The organism is Klebsiella sp. 141198 (assembly GCF_050600785.1).
In the GTDB taxonomy this organism is placed as follows: Bacteria; Pseudomonadota; Gammaproteobacteria; order Enterobacterales; family Enterobacteriaceae; genus Klebsiella; species Klebsiella aerogenes.
The window spans coordinates 346,195-365,451 of record NZ_JAQIRM010000005.1 but is presented as its reverse complement, the minus strand read 5'-3'; the positions used below and the strand labels follow the sequence as shown (position 1 = coordinate 365,451).

At 54.1% G+C, this 19,257-nt stretch carries 15 protein-coding genes; 5 read left to right on the top strand and 10 right to left on the bottom strand.

The features are described from left to right. Positions 1 to 16 precede the first annotated feature (16 nt). From rseP to rpsB, 8 genes are all read right to left on the bottom strand, one after another. Positions 17 to 1,369, bottom strand: coding sequence for a sigma E protease regulator RseP (rseP, locus tag PGR10_RS19385; RefSeq protein WP_045390141.1), 1,353 nt, complete (start codon positions 1,367 to 1,369; stop codon positions 17 to 19). Between the two features lie 11 nt (positions 1,370 to 1,380). After that, positions 1,381 to 2,238, bottom strand: a complete 858-nt coding sequence (gene cdsA / locus PGR10_RS19380) for a phosphatidate cytidylyltransferase (protein ID WP_087860841.1) — start codon at positions 2,236 to 2,238, stop codon at positions 1,381 to 1,383. A 12-nt stretch (positions 2,239 to 2,250) separates the two neighbouring features. Then, positions 2,251 to 3,012, bottom strand: coding sequence for a (2E,6E)-farnesyl-diphosphate-specific ditrans,polycis-undecaprenyl-diphosphate synthase (gene ispU, locus PGR10_RS19375; protein WP_087860842.1), 762 nt, complete (start codon positions 3,010 to 3,012; stop codon positions 2,251 to 2,253). 266 nt (positions 3,013 to 3,278) lie between these two features. Beyond that, a complete protein-coding gene (ispC, locus tag PGR10_RS19370; RefSeq protein WP_087860843.1) occupies positions 3,279 to 4,463 on the bottom strand; it encodes a 1-deoxy-D-xylulose-5-phosphate reductoisomerase in 1,185 nt (394 codons plus the stop codon). Positions 4,464 to 4,692: 229 nt separating this feature from the next. Continuing rightward, complete coding sequence (gene frr, locus PGR10_RS19365; RefSeq protein WP_015368165.1) at positions 4,693 to 5,250, bottom strand: ribosome recycling factor; 558 nt, start codon at positions 5,248 to 5,250, stop codon at positions 4,693 to 4,695. A gap of 150 nt (positions 5,251 to 5,400) precedes the next feature. Then, positions 5,401 to 6,126 (bottom strand): UMP kinase, encoded by a 726-nt coding sequence (gene pyrH / locus PGR10_RS19360; protein WP_004098747.1) that lies wholly within the window; start codon positions 6,124 to 6,126, stop codon positions 5,401 to 5,403. A gap of 150 nt (positions 6,127 to 6,276) precedes the next feature. Beyond that, complete coding sequence (tsf, locus tag PGR10_RS19355) at positions 6,277 to 7,128, bottom strand: translation elongation factor Ts (RefSeq protein ID WP_015368168.1); 852 nt, start codon at positions 7,126 to 7,128, stop codon at positions 6,277 to 6,279. Positions 7,129 to 7,247: 119 nt separating this feature from the next. Further along, positions 7,248 to 7,973: a 30S ribosomal protein S2 gene (rpsB, locus tag PGR10_RS19350; RefSeq protein ID WP_004858107.1), complete on the bottom strand. Its 726-nt coding sequence runs from the start codon at positions 7,971 to 7,973 to the stop codon at positions 7,248 to 7,250. Between the two features lie 322 nt (positions 7,974 to 8,295). Here rpsB and map point away from each other — a divergent pair, with 322 nt between their 5' ends. The 5 genes from map to PGR10_RS19325 all read left to right on the top strand — a co-directional run bounded on the left by map (position 8,296) and on the right by PGR10_RS19325 (position 16,345). Beyond that, the gene (gene map, locus PGR10_RS19345; protein ID WP_045376596.1) at positions 8,296 to 9,090 is read left to right on the top strand and encodes a type I methionyl aminopeptidase; all 795 of its coding nucleotides are present in this window, start codon (positions 8,296 to 8,298) and stop codon (positions 9,088 to 9,090) included. A gap of 57 nt (positions 9,091 to 9,147) precedes the next feature. Beyond that, a complete protein-coding gene (gene glnD, locus PGR10_RS19340) occupies positions 9,148 to 11,811 on the top strand; it encodes a bifunctional uridylyltransferase/uridylyl-removing protein GlnD (protein WP_087860844.1) in 2,664 nt (887 codons plus the stop codon). Positions 11,812 to 11,842: 31 nt separating this feature from the next. Then, positions 11,843 to 12,667, top strand: coding sequence for a 2,3,4,5-tetrahydropyridine-2,6-dicarboxylate N-succinyltransferase (gene dapD, locus PGR10_RS19335; RefSeq protein WP_015368172.1), 825 nt, complete (start codon positions 11,843 to 11,845; stop codon positions 12,665 to 12,667). A 107-nt stretch (positions 12,668 to 12,774) separates the two neighbouring features. Then, a complete protein-coding gene (locus PGR10_RS19330; RefSeq protein ID WP_015368173.1) occupies positions 12,775 to 13,161 on the top strand; it encodes a DUF3461 family protein in 387 nt (128 codons plus the stop codon). Between the two features lie 196 nt (positions 13,162 to 13,357). Next, complete coding sequence (locus PGR10_RS19325; RefSeq protein WP_430923959.1) at positions 13,358 to 16,345, top strand: putative mucin/carbohydrate-binding domain-containing protein; 2,988 nt, start codon at positions 13,358 to 13,360, stop codon at positions 16,343 to 16,345. Between the two features lie 37 nt (positions 16,346 to 16,382). Here the strand turns inward: PGR10_RS19325 and PGR10_RS19320 are convergent, their stop codons facing one another. Next, a complete protein-coding gene (locus tag PGR10_RS19320) occupies positions 16,383 to 17,540 on the bottom strand; it encodes a CdaR family transcriptional regulator (RefSeq protein ID WP_087860845.1) in 1,158 nt (385 codons plus the stop codon). A 175-nt stretch (positions 17,541 to 17,715) separates the two neighbouring features. After that, the gene (gene degP, locus PGR10_RS19315; protein WP_087860846.1) at positions 17,716 to 19,149 is read right to left on the bottom strand and encodes a serine endoprotease DegP; all 1,434 of its coding nucleotides are present in this window, start codon (positions 19,147 to 19,149) and stop codon (positions 17,716 to 17,718) included. Positions 19,150 to 19,257: the final 108 nt, after the last annotated feature.

Here is a 19,257-nt window from a genome sequence, read left to right as displayed (position 1 = left end):
TTCCTAACAAACTCTCTTACAACCGAGAGAAATCATTGAAAAGTGCAAGCCCCATTAACAGCACCAGCAGTATTGAGCCAATGCGATAACTAAAGTCTTGAACTCGCTCGGATACCGGCCCGCCCTTCAGCTTTTCAATCGCTAAAAACAGCAGATGCCCCCCGTCGAGGACGGGTAGCGGGAACAAGTTGATTATTCCGAGGTTCACGCTAATCAGCGCAAGGAACATCAGATAGTAAATCAACCCAAATTCCGCTGACATTCCAGCCCCCTGAGCGATAGAGATCGGCCCACTGAGGTTGTTCAGTTTGACATCACCGGTTATCAATTTGCCCAGCATCCTGACCGTTAACGACATCAGTTGCCAGGTTTTATCCGTGGCTTCGGCGATGGCGGCAAACGGCCCGTACTGACGCACTGTCTTGTATTCATCAGGCAGCGGGATAACTTTTGGTACTACCCCTGCAAACCCTTCAGCCTTGCCTTTTACCGACTTCGTATCCGGAGTCAGGGTCAACGACAGCGGCGTACCTTGTCTGTCGACCTCCAGAGCCAGCGCCTTGCCCGGATTGTCACGCACCAGATTAACAAACGTCATCCACTGCGTTAACGGTTGACCATCGACTTTAACGATCCTGTCTCCCGCTTGCAAACCTGCTTTCTGCGCGGCCGACTGAGATTGTACCTCAGCCAGCGCGGTATCAATCTGCGCACTACGCGGCTTGATGCCCAGCGAGGCCACCGGATCTTGCTTATCCGGCTCAAACGCCCAGTGCCGCAGGTCGAGGATTTTATCCTGACGTTGGTTCGTCCCGAAAGGGGCGACGGTAAGTATTGTTTGTTGGTCGCCAATCTTCGCGACTAACGCCATACGTACTGCATCCCAATCAGGCGTTTCGATGCCATCTATCGCTTTAAGTTCCATTCCTTTTGCAATTTGTGCTTGCGCAGCGATGGAATTGGGCGATATTTCATCAACAACCGGACGCACGCCAGGGACGCCGATGATAAACACCAGCCAGTAGGCAAAGATGGCAAAAATGAAGTTGGCGATAGGGCCTGCGGCAATGATGGCCGCGCGCTGACCAACGGTTTTATTATTGAAAGCGTAGTGACGCATTTCCGGCGCCACCGGTTCGACGCGTTCGTCGAGCATCTTCACATAACCGCCGAGCGGGATCAGCGCGATAACAAACTCGGTCCCCTGCTTATCCACGCGGCGCCACAGCGCTTTACCAAAACCAATGGAAAAACGTTCAACGCGCACGCCGCATCGACGAGCCACCCAGAAATGGCCGAACTCGTGCACGGTGATCAGTACGCCAAGCGCAATAATAAAAGCGGCCAAATTCCAGAGAACGCTCAGCATAAAACCTTCCGTCAAATCGTCCTGAAGACTAACAACAGCAGACAAGCGAACACCGGCACCGCAGCCGTCAGGCTATCAATGCGATCTAAAATACCGCCATGTCCAGGGATCAGATGCCCGCTATCCTTGATGCCGGCTTCACGTTTAAACATACTTTCCGTCAAATCGCCCAGCACTGAAGCCAGCGCCGCCACCACCGAGCAAATCAGCAACACGGTTGGGGTGACATCCAGATGAGCCCATACGCCATAAACCCAAGAGATAACGGCTGCCGTCAACAGGCCGCCGAAGAAGCCCTGCCAGGTTTTACCCGGAGAAACCTTCGGCGCCAGCTTATGCTTTCCGAACATTTTACCGAACATGTAGGCGCCGGAATCCGCGCCCCACACCAGAATCATGACGTACAGCAACCACACCGCGCCGCTATAGTGGTTATCGGCATAATGCCATGCGCGCAGCGCCAGCATGCCCCAAAAAAACGGGACGATAGTCAGCAAGCCGAAGATCAGACGCAACGCTTTTGAATGGCGCCACAACGCCGCCGAGGCCGGATAAGAGAGAACCAGCACCAGCGCGACAATCCACCAGCCAAACGAGGCCCATAACGATCCCTCAACCATCGGTTGATGCGCGTCATAGTGGTATTCGGGCAACATAAAGAGCATCAGCGCCAACAGCAGGCCGCAAAGCACCGCGAGCCACACGCGCTGCGTCGTTGAGGTAAAACCGCTTAATTGCCCCCACTCCCACGCGGCGAGCATACAAACGACCAGGGTGACGATAGCAAAGCCCGCGGGCGGCAATAGAAAAAGCGCCGCAATAACGACGGGAATTAAAACGAAAGCGGAAATCAGGCGATACTTCAGCAAAAGTGACCCCCATCAGGCATGACTGCCACCCGGCTCTTCTGTGCCGCCAAAACGACGCTCTCGACTAACGAATGCATGGAGTGCACCTTCAAAGTCCTGTTCAGCAAAATCGGGCCAAAGAACATCCGTAAAGTAAAGTTCGGCATAGGCAATTTGCCAAATCAAAAAGTTACTTATTCGGTGCTCTCCCCCGGTCCTAATAACTAAATCAACGGGAGCCAGTTCATGCATACACACCTGCTGGCTAAGCATCTCTTCCGTGATCTCTTCAGGTTTTAACAACCCTTTTTGTACCTGTTCGGCCAGTTGACGCGCGCCCTGGACAATATCCCAGCGGCCGCCGTAATTAGCGGCGATATTCAGCGTTAACCCCGTATTGTTTGCCGTTAGCGCCTCCGCCTTACGGATGCGCTCCTGCAGCCGGGCATTAAAACGCGTCGTCTCGCCGATAATCCGCAGGCGGACATTGTGACGATGCAGGCTTTTGACTTCGCTATCCAGCGCCCAGACAAACAGTTCCATCAGCGCGCTCACTTCCTGCGCCGGACGGTTCCAGTTTTCACTACTGAATGCGTAAAGCGTTAATGCTTCAATACCATTATTCGCCGCGAAGGAGACCGCGCGACGAACAGATTTCGCTCCAGCTTTATGGCCAAAGGCGCGAATTTTACCTTGTTGTTTCGCCCAACGACCGTTGCCGTCCATGATAATGGCGACATGGCGACAACCATGTGCAGGCGACATTTTGCTGACAGTTTGATTAGCAGACAACATAACGCGTTTTAAGTCCATAATAAGGATTAGCTTAGCCACAACACACACGCCGCCGGGCAGCGCTGAATACGCATTTTTATCCGGCGCCGGAGCTACAGCCAATCGCAGAGAACAACCAAAAGCTTTACGCAAAAAAGCCGTGTCTTGCCACGGCCACCGTAATCTTTCACAACAAAATGCAACGATCGGGTGGCGCAGACTATATCACTGAAGCCCAGCGCCCACAAATATCACAACGCGTTGTAGGGACTCCCCTGCGCCATGTGTTATCGAAGTTGTCGCTGTGCGGCGACGCGTGCTTCGGCATCAATTGCAACCACTTCATCAATGCTTTGCGGTTCATTGAGCGCCATATTATCCAGCACCGCCTGGTTCACTGCCGCAATATCGGTAAAGCGGATTTCACTATTCAGAAACGCCGCCACCGAGACTTCGTTAGCGGCATTCAACGCCGTCGTCGCCGCCTGGCCGACATCAAAAGCGTCCATCGCCAACTTGAGGCACGGATAGCGATCGTAATCCGGCGCCGAGAAGCTCAGGTTGCTCAATTGACAGAAGTCCAACGGTTTAACGCCGGAGTTCAGGCGCTGCGGCCAGCCCATGGTATGGGCGATCGGCGTGCGCATATCCGGCTCGCCTAATTGCGCCAACACGCTACCGTCCTGATAGCGAACCATGGAGTGAATCACCGATTGCGGATGAATAATGACTTCCATCTGCTGCGCAGAGGCATTAAACAGCCAGCGGGCTTCGATGTACTCCAGCCCTTTATTCATCATCGTGGCGGAATCAACGGAAATTTTGCGTCCCATTGACCAGTTCGGGTGGCGGCAAGCCTGATCCGGCGTCATTGCCGCCAGCTCAGAAATCGCCGTTTCCCGGAAAGGACCACCGGAACCGGTCAGCAGAATCGACGAGACGCCGTTCTGCGTCAGGTCAGCGTATCCCAGATGGTTTTGAATTGTTTCCGGCAAACTCTGAAAAATCGCGTTATGTTCGCTATCAACCGGCAACAGTCGAGCGCCATACTGCTGAACCGCGTCCATAAACAGGCGGCCGCAGGTCACCAGAGACTCTTTGTTCGCCAGCAGTACCGTTTTGCCGGCGCGAATTGCCGCCAGCGTCGGCGCCAGGCCGGCCGCGCCAACGATGGCCGCCATCACCTGATCGACCTCATCCAGCGCCGCGACATCAGCCGCCGCCTGCTTGCCGCTCAGCACTTCGGTGCGGCAGCCCTGTTCACGCAGCAGCGTACGCAAACGCTCAGCGCTTTGCGCATCATCCATCACCGCGAATCGGGGAGAAAATTCCAGACATTGTTCAACCATACGGTCGACATTTTTCCCCGCGACCAGCGCGGCGACGGAAAAGCTTTCGGGATTATGACGCACCACGTCCAACGTGCTGCAGCCGATTGAACCGGTCGAACCGAGAACGGTTAATTGCTTCATGAGACGTCCAGAAGAATTGTGACAGGATAAAAAGCAAAACGCCGCCAGCAAGCCCTTTACGCATCAATCCTCGGGGCTAAAACGGCGGCGAATGACCTTCGGTATAAAAAGGAAGGCTACAAGGCCAGCGATTTTAACGCAATCCCAAATATTGAGCGTACGGTCTTCTGTACGGCGTTTCAGACTTTACGCAGCCCCGAATGCCCCGGGCCTGCGTAGCGGCAGAAAATCAGAACTGCATCAGTTCCGCTTCTTTCTCTGCCAGCGCCGCATCAACTTTCTTAATGGCGGCGTCAGTCATTTTCTGCACGTCGTCCTGAGAGCGGCGATCGTCATCTTCGCTGATCTCTTTCTCTTTGAGCAGAGCTTTAACTTTGTCGTTCGCGTCACGGCGAACGTTACGCACGGCGACACGCGCCTGCTCAGCTTCGCCACGCACGATCTTAGTCAGATCTTTACGACGTTCTTCAGTCAGCGGCGGCAGCGGAACGCGGATATCGCTACCCGCAGAACTTGGGTTCAGACCCAGGTCAGACGCCATAATCGCTTTTTCAACGGCCGGGCTCATAGAGCGGTCGAAGACGTTGATTTTCAGCGTACGGGAATCTTCCACCGTAACGCTTGCCAGCTGGCGCAGCGGGGTCGGCGTGCCGTAGTATTCCACGATGATGCCATCCAGCAGGCTTGGAGAAGCACGGCCCGTGCGAATTTTGCTGATTTGGTTTTTGAATGCTTCAACGCATTTTTCCATGCGTACTTCAGCATCTTTTCTGATATCGCTAATCACGTTACGAATCCTTGAAAACTTGTCTCAGACAGACCACACGGTCGCCCACTGCGAAAGTGAGCTAAGTATAGTCCTGATTAATTCAATTAACCGGGCAACTTCCCCGCTAAAGTAAAGCGGAATATTACCCGGAATTAGCGCCGACGGGAATTATTCCGTAATCAACGTGCCTTCTTTTTCGCCCATGACCACGCGACGCAGCGCGCCTGGTTTGTTCATGTTAAATACGCGAATTGGCAGTTTGTGGTCGCGCGCCAGGGTGAAGGCGGCAAGATCCATCACTTTCAGCTCTTTATCCAGCACTTCGCTATAGGTCAGCTGATCGTACATGGTAGCGGAAGGATCTTTCGCCGGGTCAGCGGTAAACACGCCGTCAACCTTGGTCGCTTTCAGAACCACGTCGGCTTCGATTTCAATACCGCGCAGGCAGGCTGCGGAGTCGGTGGTAAAGAATGGGTTGCCGGTACCCGCGGAGAGGATCACCACGCGATTGTTACGCAGCAGGCTAATCGCTTCCGCCCAGCTGTAGTTGTCGCACACGCCGTTCAGCGGGATTGCGGACATCAGGCGAGCGTTCACATAGGCGCGATGGAGCGCATCACGCATTGCCAGGCCGTTCATGACCGTTGCCAGCATGCCCATGTGGTCGCCCACAACGCGGTTCATACCCGCTTTCGCCAGACCAGCACCACGGAACAGGTTACCGCCACCAATCACTACGCCAACCTGAATACCCAGTTCAACCAGTTCTTTGATTTCCTGAGCCATACGGTCAAGTATGCTTGCATCAATACCGAAGCCTTCTGAACCCTGCAGAGCTTCGCCACTTAACTTCAGCAGAATACGTTTGTAGACGGGTTTTGCATTGGTAGCCATGTTTCTTTCCTGAGACTGTCAACGATTGAGATGAGTTAATTCTGACGACATTGTATGCCATCGTTCAGCGCAGTCACTATAAGCGATTGGCTGATTTTACAAGAGAGGCGCAAAAAGAAGCCGCCCTCAGGCGGCTCCTTTTTTTAAAAATTAAGACTGCTTGGACATCGCAGCAACTTCTGCTGCAAAGTCAGTCTCAACTTTCTCGATGCCTTCGCCCACTTCAAAGCGGATGAAGCCAGTAACGTCGGCGTTGTGCTCTTTCAGCAGCTGACCAACAGATTTGCTCGGTTCCATAACGAAAGGCTGACCAGTCAGAGAAACTTCGCCGGTGAATTTCTTCATGCGGCCTTCAACCATTTTCTCTGCGATTTCTTTCGGCTTACCGGACTGCATCGCGATGTCCAGCTGAACCTGGTACTCTTTTTCTACTACTTCAGCAGAAACGTCTTCCGGCTTAACGAATTCCGGCTTGCTTGCAGCAACGTGCATTGCCAGCTGCTTAACCAGCTCTTCGTCAGCGCCTTTAGCGGCAACCAGAACGCCGATGCGAGCACCGTGCTGGTAGCTGCCCAGAACGTCGCCTTCCAGGATAGCGATACGACGGATGTTGATGTTCTCGCCGATTTTAGCAACCAGGGCAACACGTTCTTCTTCGAACTGCGCTTTCAGAACTTCAACGTCGGAGATTTTACCAGCAACAGCGGCGTCCAGTACTTTGTCAGCAAATGCCTGGAAACCACCATCTTTAGCAACGAAGTCAGTCTGGCAGTTAACTTCCAGAATGTAACCGTAGTTGCCGTCGATTTTGGTTTTGATCACGCCGTCAGCAGCAACGTTGCCTGCTTTTTTCGCCGCTTTGATCGCGCCGGATTTACGCATGTTTTCGATTGCCAGCTCGATGTCGCCATTAGCTTCAGTCAGTGCTTTTTTGCAATCCATCATGCCTGCGCCAGTACGTTCGCGCAGCTCTTTTACCAGGGAAGCGGTAATTTCAGCCATTCTAAAATCCTCGGGAGATGTGGAAACTGCCCGGCCTGCGGCCAAACAGCATAAATTGAAAAAAGGGGCCTAAAATTGGCCCCTATTCATACACGGTACTAATAAGGGCTTAAACCTTATTATTCAGCTTCTACGAAGCTTTCTTCCGCCTGAGAAGCCAGGTCCTGAGAGCGACCTTCACGAACGGTAGCTGCAACAGCGCCCAGGTACAGGCTAACTGCGCGGATTGCATCGTCGTTACCCGGGATAACGAAGTCTACGCCGTCCGGATCAGAGTTGGTATCAACGATAGCAAATACCGGGATACCCAGGTTGTTTGCTTCTTTGATAGCGATGTGCTCGTGGTCAGCGTCGATAACGAACAGTGCGTCCGGCAGGCCGCCCATGTCTTTGATACCGCCCAGGCTGTTTTCCAGCTTGTCCAGCTCACGAGTGCGCATCAGCGCTTCTTTCTTGGTCAGCTTCTCGAAAGTACCGTCCTGGGACTGAGTTTCCAGGTCTTTCAGACGTTTGATGGACTGACGAACGGTTTTCCAGTTAGTCAGCATACCGCCCAGCCAGCGATGGTTCACGAAGAACTGGTCGCAGCTGTTAGCAGCTTCTTTTACCGCTTCGCTTGCAGCGCGCTTAGTACCAACGAACAGGATCTTGCCTTTACGGGCAGAGATTTTGTTCAGCTCAGCCAGAGCTTCGTTGAACATCGGTACAGTTTTCTCAAGGTTGATGATGTGAACTTTGTTACGCGCGCCGAAGATGAAAGGCTTCATTTTCGGGTTCCAGTAACGGGTCTGGTGACCAAAGTGAACACCAGCCTTGAGCATGTCGCGCATGGAAACAGTTGCCATGTTTAAAACCTCTATAGATTAAATTGGGGTTATGCCTCCACGTATCCCATATTACCGACCCCAAAGGGCACCCCGGAATATGTGCCGATACGTGTGTGTTATTTACACAATATGAGTATGTCGCTTACGCCCATCCTTGTGTATCTGAGATGGAACGGAAGTCCGGCGCGCTTTATACCACAAAACCTGGCCAGACACCAACTCTTGTTGACGTCGCGTGCTGTTAATGATTCTCAATTTGGCACCAACGTACCCGGACTGTTACCATTGACAGGACTTAATCTATTATTGTCGAAAAAATCGACACTGCTGGACATATTCCATGGCTATCTCTATCAAGACATCTGAAGACATCGAAAAAATGCGCGTTGCCGGCCGTCTGGCCGCCGAAGTGCTGGAAATGATTGAACCCTACGTCAAACCGGGCGTCAGCACCGGCGAACTGGATCGCATCTGCAACGACTACATTGTTAATGAGCAGAAAGCGGTCTCCGCCTGCCTCGGCTATCACGGCTTCCCGAAATCGGTCTGTATCTCTATTAATGAAGTGGTGTGCCACGGCATCCCGGATGACGGCAAGCTGCTGAAAGACGGCGACATCGTCAATATCGACGTGACCGTGATTAAAGATGAGTTCCACGGCGATACCTCAAAAATGTTCATCGTCGGCAAACCGACTATCCTCGGCGAGCGCCTGTGCCGCATCACTCAGGAAAGCCTCTATCTGGCGCTGAAGATGGTCAAACCGGGTATTAACCTGCGCGCGATCGGCGCGGCGATCCAGAAATTCGTCGAAGCGGAAGGTTTCTCCGTGGTACGTGAATACTGCGGGCACGGTATCGGCCGCGGCTTCCACGAGGAACCACAGGTACTGCACTATGACTCGCCGGAAACCGACGTGGTGCTCAAGCCGGGTATGACCTTCACTATCGAACCGATGGTCAATGCCGGTAAGAAAGAGATCCGCAGCATGAAGGACGGCTGGACGGTGAAAACCAAAGACCGTAGCTTGTCTGCGCAGTACGAGCATACTATTGTGGTAACCGATAACGGCTGCGAAATTCTGACGCTACGCAAGGATGACACCATCCCGGCGATAATCTCGCACGATGCATAATGAAAAGCCGGCGCCCGCCGGCTTTTTTATTAGATAGCTTTTTCTTATGGTGACGCGATGAGCAACTCTTTACCTGACACAGCTTCCCCTCTTCTGCCCATCCCGCCGGAACATCCCGTGAGCTGGCCGCAGGGCGATCTGAACTGTGCCGCAATCAAGGCGCACATCGATACCTTCCAGCACTGGCTCGGAGAGGCGTTTGATAACGGCATCGCCGCAGAGCGGCTCATCGCGGCGCGCACCGAGTTTATCGACCAGTTGCTGCAGCGACTGTGGGTCGACTACGGTTTTGACTCCGTCTGCGACCTGGCGCTGGTGGCCGTCGGCGGCTATGGTCGCGGCGAGTTGCATCCGCTCTCCGACGTCGATCTACTGATCCTCAGCCGCAAAAAGCTGCCGGACGACCAGGCGCAAAAGGTCGGCGAACTGCTGACGTTATTGTGGGACGTCAAGCTGGAGGTGGGCCATAGCGTGCGCACCCTCGAAGAGTGTTTGCTGGAAGGACTTTCGGATCTCACCGTCGCCACCAATTTAATTGAATCCCGCCTGCTGATCGGCGACGTCGCGCTGTTCCTTGAACTGCAAAAACATATTTTTAGCGACGGCTTCTGGCCGTCGGAAAAGTTCTTCGCCGCCAAGGTTGACGAGCAGAATGTCCGTCATCAGCGCTACCACGGCACCAGTTACAACCTGGAGCCTGACGTCAAAAGCAGCCCCGGCGGCCTGCGCGATATACATACCCTGCAGTGGGTGGCCCGCCGCCACTTCGGCGCTACCTCGCTTGATGAAATGGTCGGTTTCGGCTTCCTCACCGAAGCCGAGCGCAACGAGCTTAACGAGTGCCTGCACCAGCTCTGGCGCATCCGTTTTGCTTTGCACCTTGAAGTGAATCGCTACGATAACCGCCTGCTTTTCGATCGCCAGCTGAATGTCGCCCACCGCCTCGGCTATGAAGGCGAAGGTAATCAGCCGATCGAACACATGATGAAAGATTTCTTCCGCGTTACGCGCCGGGTGAGCGAACTCAACAACATGCTGCTGCAGCTGTTTGACGAGGCGATCCTCGCGCTAACCGAGAACGAAAAGCCGCGGCCTATTGATGATGATTTCCAACTGCGCGGCACCCTGATAGACCTGCGTGACGATACCCTGTTTATGCGCGAGCCGCAGGCGATTCTGCGGATGTTCTTTATTATGGTGCGTAACAGCAGCATCACCGGTATTTACTCCACCACCCTGCGTCATCTGCGCCACGCGCGCCGCCACCTGACGCAGCCGCTGTGCTATATCCCGGAGGCGCGAACCCTCTTTCTCAGCATGCTGCGCCATCAGGGCGCGGTGAGTCGCGGTCTGCTGCCGATGCATCGCCACAGCGTGCTGTGGGCCTATATGCCGCAGTGGTCGCATATTGTCGGCCAGATGCAGTTCGACCTGTTTCACGCCTATACCGTCGACGAACATACCATACGCGTCTTGTTAAAGCTGGAAAGCTTCGCGAAAGAAGAGACCCGCAGCCGCCATCCGCTGTGCGTAGAGCTGTGGCCGCGGCTGGCCCATCCTGAACTTATCCTCATCGCCGCCCTGTTTCACGATATCGCTAAAGGCCGCGGCGGCGACCATTCGATTCTCGGCGCCGAAGACGTGCTGAAATTCGCCGAGCTCCACGGGCTCAATTCACGGGAGACGCAACTGGTCGCCTGGCTGGTACGCCAGCATCTCTTGATGTCGGTAACCGCCCAGCGCCGCGATATTCAGGACCCGGAGGTCATTAAACAGTTTGCCGAAGAAGTGCAGACAGAAAACCGACTGCGCTATCTGGTATGCCTGACCGTCGCCGATATCTGCGCCACCAACGAAACGCTGTGGAATAGCTGGAAGCAAAGCCTGCTGCGCGAACTCTATTTCGCCACCGAAAAACAGCTGCGCCGCGGTATGCAAAGTACGCCGGATATGCGCGAACGCGTACGCCACCATCAGCTGCAGGCGCTGGCGCTGTTGCGCATGGACAATATCAATGAAGAGGCGCTACACCAGATCTGGAACCGCTGCCGGGCGAACTACTTTGTGCGGCACACGCCGAATCAGCTCGCCTGGCACGCCCGCAACCTGCTGAAGCACGATCTCAGTAAGCCGATGATCCTGCTGAGTTCACGGGCCACCCGCGGCGGCACCGAGATCTTCATCTGGAGTCCGGACCGCCCTTACCTGTTCGCCGCCGTCTGCGGCGAGCTGGATCGGCGCAACCTCAGCGTTCACGATGCGCAGATCTTCACCACCCGCGATGGCATGGCGATGGATACCTTTATCGTCCTCGAACCCGACGGCAGCCCGCTTTCCGCCGATCGCCACGAAGCGATTCGTCACGGTCTGGAGCAGACGATAACCCAACGCAGCTGGGAGCCGCCGGCCCCGCGTCGTCAGGCGGCCAAACTACGCCACTTTTCCGTCGCCACTGAAGTGAATTTTCTGCCGACCCATACCGACAGAAAATCATTTCTTGAGCTCATTGCGCTCGATCAGCCAGGGCTGCTCGCCCGCGTCGGCCAGGTGTTTGCCGACCTCGGAATATCGCTTCACGGAGCCCGAATTACGACAATTGGTGAGCGAGTAGAAGATTTATTTATAATCGCCACCGCCGACCGGCGTGCCCTTAATAATGAGCTGCAACAAGAAGTGCAACAACGGTTGACAGAGGCCCTCAATCCAAACGATAAAGGGTAACGTATTTTTTTTAAGTGAATGGAAAGAAACAATGCAGCAGTTACAGAACGTTATTGAGTCCGCCTTTGAGCGTCGCGCCGACATCACGCCGGCAAATGTGGATACCGTCACCCGCGAAGCGGTTAACCAGGTTATTGCCCTGCTGGATTCCGGTGCGCTGCGCGTCGCTGAGAAGATCGATGGTCAGTGGGTAACGCATCAATGGCTGAAGAAAGCGGTACTGCTCTCTTTCCGTATTAACGATAACCAGGTTATCGATGGTGCGGAAAGCCGCTACTTCGATAAAGTTCCGATGAAATTCGCCGACTACGACGAAGCGCGCTTCCAGAAAGAAGGCTTCCGCGTAGTGCCGCCGGCAGCCGTCCGCCAGGGCGCGTTCATCGCGCGCAATACCGTGCTGATGCCGTCCTACGTCAACATCGGCGCTTATGTTGATGAAGGCACCATGGTTGATACCTGGGCCACCGTCGGCTCTTGCGCGCAGATCGGCAAAAACGTTCACCTGTCCGGTGGCGTCGGCATCGGCGGCGTTCTCGAACCGCTGCAGGCTAACCCGACCATCATCGAAGATAACTGCTTCATCGGCGCGCGCTCTGAAATCGTTGAAGGCGTTATCGTTGAAGAAGGCGCGGTGATCTCCATGGGCGTGTACATCGGCCAGAGCACCAAAATCTACGATCGCGAAACCGGCGAAGTCCATTACGGCCGCGTGCCGGCGGGCTCGGTTGTCGTTTCCGGCAACCTGCCGTCGAAAGATGGCAAATACAGCCTGTACTGTGCGGTGATCGTGAAAAAGGTTGATGCGAAGACCCGCGGTAAGGTCGGCATCAACGAACTGCTGCGCACCATCGACTAAGCAGAACAAAAAGCGGGAGATATCCCGCTTTTTTTATATCTGACGCTGGCGAAGATGGATTTTTTCGTTAATTATTCAATGGTTATGATGATATCAAAGGTACCGTTATGTACGATAATCTGAAAAGTCTTGGCATTACCAATCCTGATGAAATCGATCGCTATAGCCTGCGCCAGGAAGCTAACAACGACATCCTGAAGATCTATTTCCAGAAAGATAAAGGCGAATTCTTCGCCAAAAGCGTGAAGTTTAAATACCCACGCCAGCGTAAAACCGTGGTCGCCGACGGCGTCGGTCAGGGCTACAAAGAGGTGCAGGAGATAAGCCCGAACCTGCGCTATGTGATCGACGAGCTGGACCAGCTCTGCCAGCGCGATCGCACAGAAATCGACCTCAAGCGTAAGATCCTTGACGATTTACGCCATCTGGAAAGCGTGGTCACCAATAAGATCAGCGAAATTGAAGCCGATCTGGAAAAGCTGACGCGTAAATAAATCAGCCTGATAGGGCCAGCGACTGGCCCTCTTCCCCTGCCCCATCCCCTGTTTCCTTAGCCGTAGATCATCTTCGCCATCAGCAAACCTCAGTTATCCCTCACTGACATCATTTCACATCACAACCCTATCCATATGAATTACTTAAAATTTCATTTCGTTTATGTTCAGTTTCCGCTTAAAAGGAGATAGCTCTATGACACAGGAAATTGAACAAAAATGTTATACCCTGCCATCGGCCCCCTGGCTGGATAAAGCCGGTTTTGAAAAAGGGCGGCAGCACGATCGTCAGGCGCTGGGGTTTATTCTACCCGCCAATACCGTACTGCAAATTCGACAAACCGATCTCAGCAACGGCATCTCGACCCTGCGCCTGCTCTGCGACGATACCGCGCTGGAGAAAACCTGCGCCCTGACCACCAATTGGAAAACGATCAGCACCACCGTCGATTCCGTCCCTTTTATCGATACATTATATACCGACAGCCCCTGCGAGTTCTCCGTGGTTTACCAGCAACCCGCGACGACGAAACCGCTCCCCAGCTGGAAATCAGGGCAATCTGAAGAGGCGTTTTTCCTTGGCTGGCAGAATAATAAATCATCGTTCGCGCTGATTGATTTGGATGTTATCAACCTGCTGCTACCCTATGCCGACCGCGATAATGCGCTGAAAGCGGGATTAGCGACATTACACCGTTTCTATAATCACCTTTTCACCTGCTATAACGAGTGGGCCGGGCTAAGCAATAATCCAGATTCACAATGGAATCAGGATGTTGCTAACCGCTATTTTCTGCGGGCGGATAAACATGGCGTCGGCGCGGCCTATTATAATAGCAGCTGGTGCGCGCAAACCGCCGCAACGGTGGGCGAAGGCTGGCTGGATAACGTCGCCACACAGTGGGTTATCCTGCATGAAATTGGCCACGGCTATCAGGGTAAATTTATGCAAGATCCCACGCTGTCCGTCAGCGAAGTGTGGAACAATATTTACGCCTCCTTTTATCAACAGCTCACGCTGAGTCAGGATAATCATCTCTATACCGATGGCTGGTTATACAACTATGGGCAGCTGGCCGTGCAGGAAGCACAGCTGATAAACTATATTACCGATAAGACGCCAGTCACCAGTTGGGGTTTGCGTCCTCGCCTGCAATTCCTGATGCTGATGTTATTCAAAGCAGGCGCCAACGCTTTCCGCGTCTTTAACCAGAATTATCGCCAACTCGCCAACAGCGATGGCTTCCAGCCGACCGATCATCAGCTTGCCGATATGCTGGCAACCGCCATTGCTACCTCTGCGGGATATGATGTGACGCCGTTTATCGATCTCTGCGGTTTAACGCTGAAGCACGCCACCCGGGAAAATATCGTTTCACTGGCGACAAAACCGCTCTATCCACTGTATCGTTTTCTGCCGCAAAGCGAGTGGGATAGCGCGCGCCAGCAGTTAGGGCTGGATTCCTTCTTCTGGCTGGTGGATAACAGCGAGCTGGCAATATTAGGTAAAACGGGGACGCTAACCCTGACGCTGAATATCGATCATCCGGAGCAAATTTACGGTCAGACGCTGACTATCAAGGATAATTGCGGTAACCATTATTCACTGGTTATTGATGGGGACGCCCTGACCCTGAAAGAGATGCCAATTGGCGTGTATCAGATTGAGCTTCCAAAAGGTCGTTCACAAAAATATCGCCCGGACATCAGCTATCTCACCGTAAAAGAAGGCGCCAACGCGGTTACCGTTAACTACATTCCACAAAACGATACCAGCGAACGTAACGTGAGAATAACCTTTTTAGGGCTTAGTGACGCGCCTTTCGCCCGCCTTGATATCGATTACGAAAATCAGCAGCTTATTCTTAATGTCACCAGCTCTACGCCGCACAGCTACTACCCTGGGGCATTGTATGCTGCGGTAAACGTACTTTCCGCCAGTGGGGAAAAAGTATTCGAACGCAACATGACCGGTACCAATTGCGCCACCGGAAAAGTCGTTATCCCATTCAGTCCTCACTATCACCTGTACATTACTCACGTGGAACCTGGACGGCTGAAAGCTTCTCTCGGATATTTAACGCTGGTCGCACGCGAGAAATACCAGCTGATACGCATTGATGATAATGGTCTGTATAACTTTATCCTCAATAATAATCCGGCGGATGATTTACAGGCTATTTTCGAGCACAACGCCCAGGCGATCCGGAGCCAGCCCTCGCTGCTAGCGCAGGAAGAGTGCGTCTGTAAAAACGACCTCTGGCTGATGCTCCCTCATATTGAAGAACCCCAACGCAGCCGCTTGCTGAAAGCCTATGCCGATGTCCTGCCCCTGGCTAATGACGATCCTGGCGAGCTGACGGGCAAAAGCGTGACGCTCAATCTCCGCGGTCAGGGCAATAACGAGTTTTGCCAGATCGTTATTGATAATAAACAGCGCGCGATGACGGTCGCCACGCGGGCCGGTACGCCGCACTCGTATTACGTCGCCCATACTTATGCCAGCATTACGGTCAGCGACGAGAACGATACGGTCGTTTATCAACGCAGCTATGCCGGCGCAACTAACAATCTGGCAAACAGTGAAACTATCGCTCTCGCGGAAGGGATGATCATCGATATTTTCCATGATGAAGCATTCCGCTCCAGCGCCACGAATGGCACAACCCAAAACGCCGTCCCCCTTAAGCAACATAACCGCTGGCGCGTGGTGAAAACGGGTCTCGAAGCCTTTGCGCTCGCACATGATGTGCCGGATGAGGAAGCCGCTGGTACAGAAGAGGAAACTCAGGAGGCCACCGCGCTGTATGGCGATTGCTTCAGCTGGCAGCTGCTTGGCGATGATGACGTGTGCTTTGCCGCGATGGAGCTGGATATTGGTAACAGTCTGCTGACCTTTACCGCGAGTCCAGTGGTGCCGAACAAGCACTTTACGACCACATACGCCACGGTCAATGTCTACAATACGCGCGGTTCGGTGGTGTATCGTCAGTCGATCAAAGGATCGTCGCAGCTGGGCGACTATGTTGATACCGCTATGCTGGAGGAAGGCTATACCATTGAAGTCTTCCATGCCGAAGCGGGAAATCGTTCCGTTATTATTAACCCGCTCAATGGCAATAGCTGGCAACAGTCCAATACCGTCACCTGGCAAGTGACCGCTCGCGGGCTACAGCGCCTGTAGTCCGTCATTTCCACTCCCGCCTCAGGCGGGAGTGTTTTTAGCGTTGCTCATCCAGCTGCAATGCAATGTACAACAGCAGACGGTCGTCAAAACTCCCGAGATCCAACCCGGTCAATTCCGAAATCCGATTGAGCCGATACTCCAGGGTATTACGATGAATAAACAGCGCCTTTGACGTGGCCAGCGGCTGCACGTTATGACGAAACCATGCCTGCAAGGTGCGGCGCAGCAGGCCGTTGTTATCCATCGCCTTCAGCCGCGTCAGCGGGCGCGCCAGCTCATTGGCCTGCCAGCCGCCGCGCAGGCTATCCAGCAGAACCGGCAGCATCAGATCCTGATAAAAATAGCTGCGGCTTTCCGGCATTCGCTGCTTACCTACCATCATCGTCGTACGCGCGGTCCGATAAGAACGTGCGATACTGCCGGGTCCGGTAAAGAAATTACCTAACGCAACGCGGAACTGCAGCTGGCCGTTCTCTTTCATACGGGCAATTAGTTGCTCAACGCGCCTGCAGTGGTCATCGGCGTCCCAGCGGCCAAAGGCATTTAACGCGGGTTTCAATACCACCATCTCGGTCAACGAGACAATCGCCACCAGGTTGTTGCGATCCGGCGTGGTCAGCGCCGTCTGCAGCTGCTGCAATTCCGCCATCGCGCTATCGACGCCAAGCTGGCCGCTATCAACTTCAATCATCGCCACCACCCGCGGCTGATTGAGGTCGATGCCCAGTCTCTGCGCCCATTCGTTGAGCGCCGGGGTATTTTCTTCCGCCTGAATCAGGTTCATGACCAGTTCTTCACGCAGGCGGCTGTCCTGCGCCAGCAGATGCATCAGCCGCGACTGTTCGAGCATCATCTCCGCGGTCATACACACCAGCTCACCATACTTGCGCAGCGATTCGGGCTCGCCGGTTAATCCAATTACGCCGACGATCTCCCCTTCAAGACGCAGCGGCAAATTAATCCCCTGACGTACGCCGTGCAGATGGCGAGCGACCGCATCATCAATATCAACCACCCGTCCCTGCGATAGCACCAGCAGCGCGCCTTCGTGCAATTCACCAATACGCTCGCGATCGCCGCTGCCGATAATGCGCCCGCGGGCATCCATTACGTTAATATTGGTATCAATGATGCGCATCGTTCGCGCCACGATATCCTGCGCCATTTTGGTATCAAGATGCCAGCCAGCCATGTAACCCTCCCCTGAGCAGGGCATCAGCATAAAAGAGTGACGAAGAGGACGCACTGTGCATATGCACAAAGCATGACAAAGAAGTATGGAGTTGTGGCGGGAATCACAGAACCGGCGGGTAGAATAAAAAAGCCCCCTTCCCATACCGGGAAAGGGGCATTCACGCTAGTATCAGTTACTGCATCAGCAGGTAGATAGAGGTATCACCACGCTGAATATTGAGCGCCAGAACAGACGGTTTCGCGTCGAAGATTTTGCGCAGGTCGGCGATGTTTTTCACCGGCTGCTGGTTAGCGCCGACAATGATGTCGCCTTTCTTCAGACCAATCTGCGCCGCCGGGGTGCCCGCTTTCACGTTGCTCACCACCACGCCTTTATCCTGGCCCTTGTTGCTCATTTCCGCGCCTTCAATACCGTTAAAGATGCTGCTGGAGTCAACCTGGTTCTGGTTGCTCTGCTGCAGTTCAACGGTAACGTTGACCGGCTTGCCGTCGCGCAGCAGGCCCAGCTCGACTTTGCTGCCGATAGGCATCGTACCGACCTGCGCACGCAGCGCCGCGAAGCTGCTGATCGGCTTGCCGTTCAGGGTAGTAATCACGTCGCCGGCTTTAATACCCGCTTTCGCCGCCGCAGAGCCCGGCATCACCTGGCTTACGAACGCGCCGCGCTGGGCATCGACTTTCATCGCCTTCGCCAGCTCGGAGTTCAGCTCGGTACCCATGATCCCCAGTTCGCCGCGTTTCACCTGGCCAAACTTGACCATCTGCTCGGTCAGGTTTTTCACCATGTTGCTCGGGATAGCAAAGCCGATACCGATGTTGCCGCCGTCCGGTGCAAGGATCGCGGTGTTGATACCGATCAGCTCACCGTTGAGATTCACCAGCGCGCCGCCGGAGTTACCGCGGTTAATAGCCGCATCGGTCTGGATGAAGTTTTCATAGTTTTCCACGTTCAGGCCGCTACGGCCCAATGCGGAGACGATACCGGAGGTCACGGTTTCGCCGAGGCCAAACGGGTTACCGATAGCCACGGTGTAATCGCCGACGCGCAGCGCGTCAGAGTCGGCAAGCTTAATCGCCGTCAGGTTCTTCGGATCCTGAATTTGAATCAGCGCGATGTCGGAGCGCGGATCTTTACCAACGACTTTCGCGTCGAATTTACGGCCATCGCTCAACTGAACTTTAATCGTGGTGGCATTATCGACCACATGGTTGTTGGTCACCACGTAGCCTTTGGCCGCATCAATGATGACCCCGGAACCGAGCGCCATAAATTTCTGCTGCTGCGCGTTATCGCCAGGCGCGCCCTGGCCGCCGCCCTGACAGAATGGGGAGCTCTGGAATGGCGAACCGTCCTGGCAGAACGGCGAGTTGTCACCGAAGAACTGCTGGAAGTTACGCGGCATCCGCGGCGTGTTAACAGTCGTGCTGCCTTCAACGTTGATGCTCACCACAGACGGCATCACTTTTTCCAGCATCGGCGCCAGGCTCGGCATCTGCTGCGCAGTGGTCGCCGAGGAAGCCGTTTCAGCCGCGCTCGCAGAGAGCGGGGACAACGCCAGACCTAAACTCAGAGCCAGAGCACTCATTGCTAACGTGGTTTTTTTCATAGGTTTCAATCTCAATTTCAAATTTCGGATAACGAAAAAGTTGCTGTGTACGCACTCTCAGAGTCATTTTATAGCGCGAAGTTCCAGAGTTAAGTTTCGGTAAAAGTA

What these genes read in the sequence shown, in the direction of transcription:
- rseP (WP_045390141.1), bottom strand. Translation starts at nt 1,369, where the DNA reads ATGCTGAGCGTTCTCTGGAATTTGGCCGCTTTTATTATTGCGCTTGGC.
- ispU (WP_087860842.1), bottom strand. Translation starts at nt 3,012, where the DNA reads ATGTTGTCTGCTAATCAAACTGTCAGCAAAATGTCGCCTGCACATGGT.
- ispC (WP_087860843.1), bottom strand. Translation starts at nt 4,463, where the DNA reads ATGAAGCAATTAACCGTTCTCGGTTCGACCGGTTCAATCGGCTGCAGC.
- pyrH (WP_004098747.1), bottom strand. Translation starts at nt 6,126, where the DNA reads ATGGCTACCAATGCAAAACCCGTCTACAAACGTATTCTGCTGAAGTTA.
- tsf (WP_015368168.1), bottom strand. Translation starts at nt 7,128, where the DNA reads ATGGCTGAAATTACCGCTTCCCTGGTAAAAGAGCTGCGCGAACGTACT.
- rpsB (WP_004858107.1), bottom strand. Translation starts at nt 7,973, where the DNA reads ATGGCAACTGTTTCCATGCGCGACATGCTCAAGGCTGGTGTTCACTTT.
- map (WP_045376596.1), top strand. Translation starts at nt 8,296, where the DNA reads ATGGCTATCTCTATCAAGACATCTGAAGACATCGAAAAAATGCGCGTT.
- glnD (WP_087860844.1), top strand. Translation starts at nt 9,148, where the DNA reads ATGAGCAACTCTTTACCTGACACAGCTTCCCCTCTTCTGCCCATCCCG.
- dapD (WP_015368172.1), top strand. Translation starts at nt 11,843, where the DNA reads ATGCAGCAGTTACAGAACGTTATTGAGTCCGCCTTTGAGCGTCGCGCC.
- PGR10_RS19330 (WP_015368173.1), top strand. Translation starts at nt 12,775, where the DNA reads ATGTACGATAATCTGAAAAGTCTTGGCATTACCAATCCTGATGAAATC.
- PGR10_RS19325 (WP_430923959.1), top strand. Translation starts at nt 13,358, where the DNA reads ATGACACAGGAAATTGAACAAAAATGTTATACCCTGCCATCGGCCCCC.
- PGR10_RS19320 (WP_087860845.1), bottom strand. Translation starts at nt 17,540, where the DNA reads ATGGCTGGCTGGCATCTTGATACCAAAATGGCGCAGGATATCGTGGCG.
- degP (WP_087860846.1), bottom strand. Translation starts at nt 19,149, where the DNA reads ATGAAAAAAACCACGTTAGCAATGAGTGCTCTGGCTCTGAGTTTAGGT.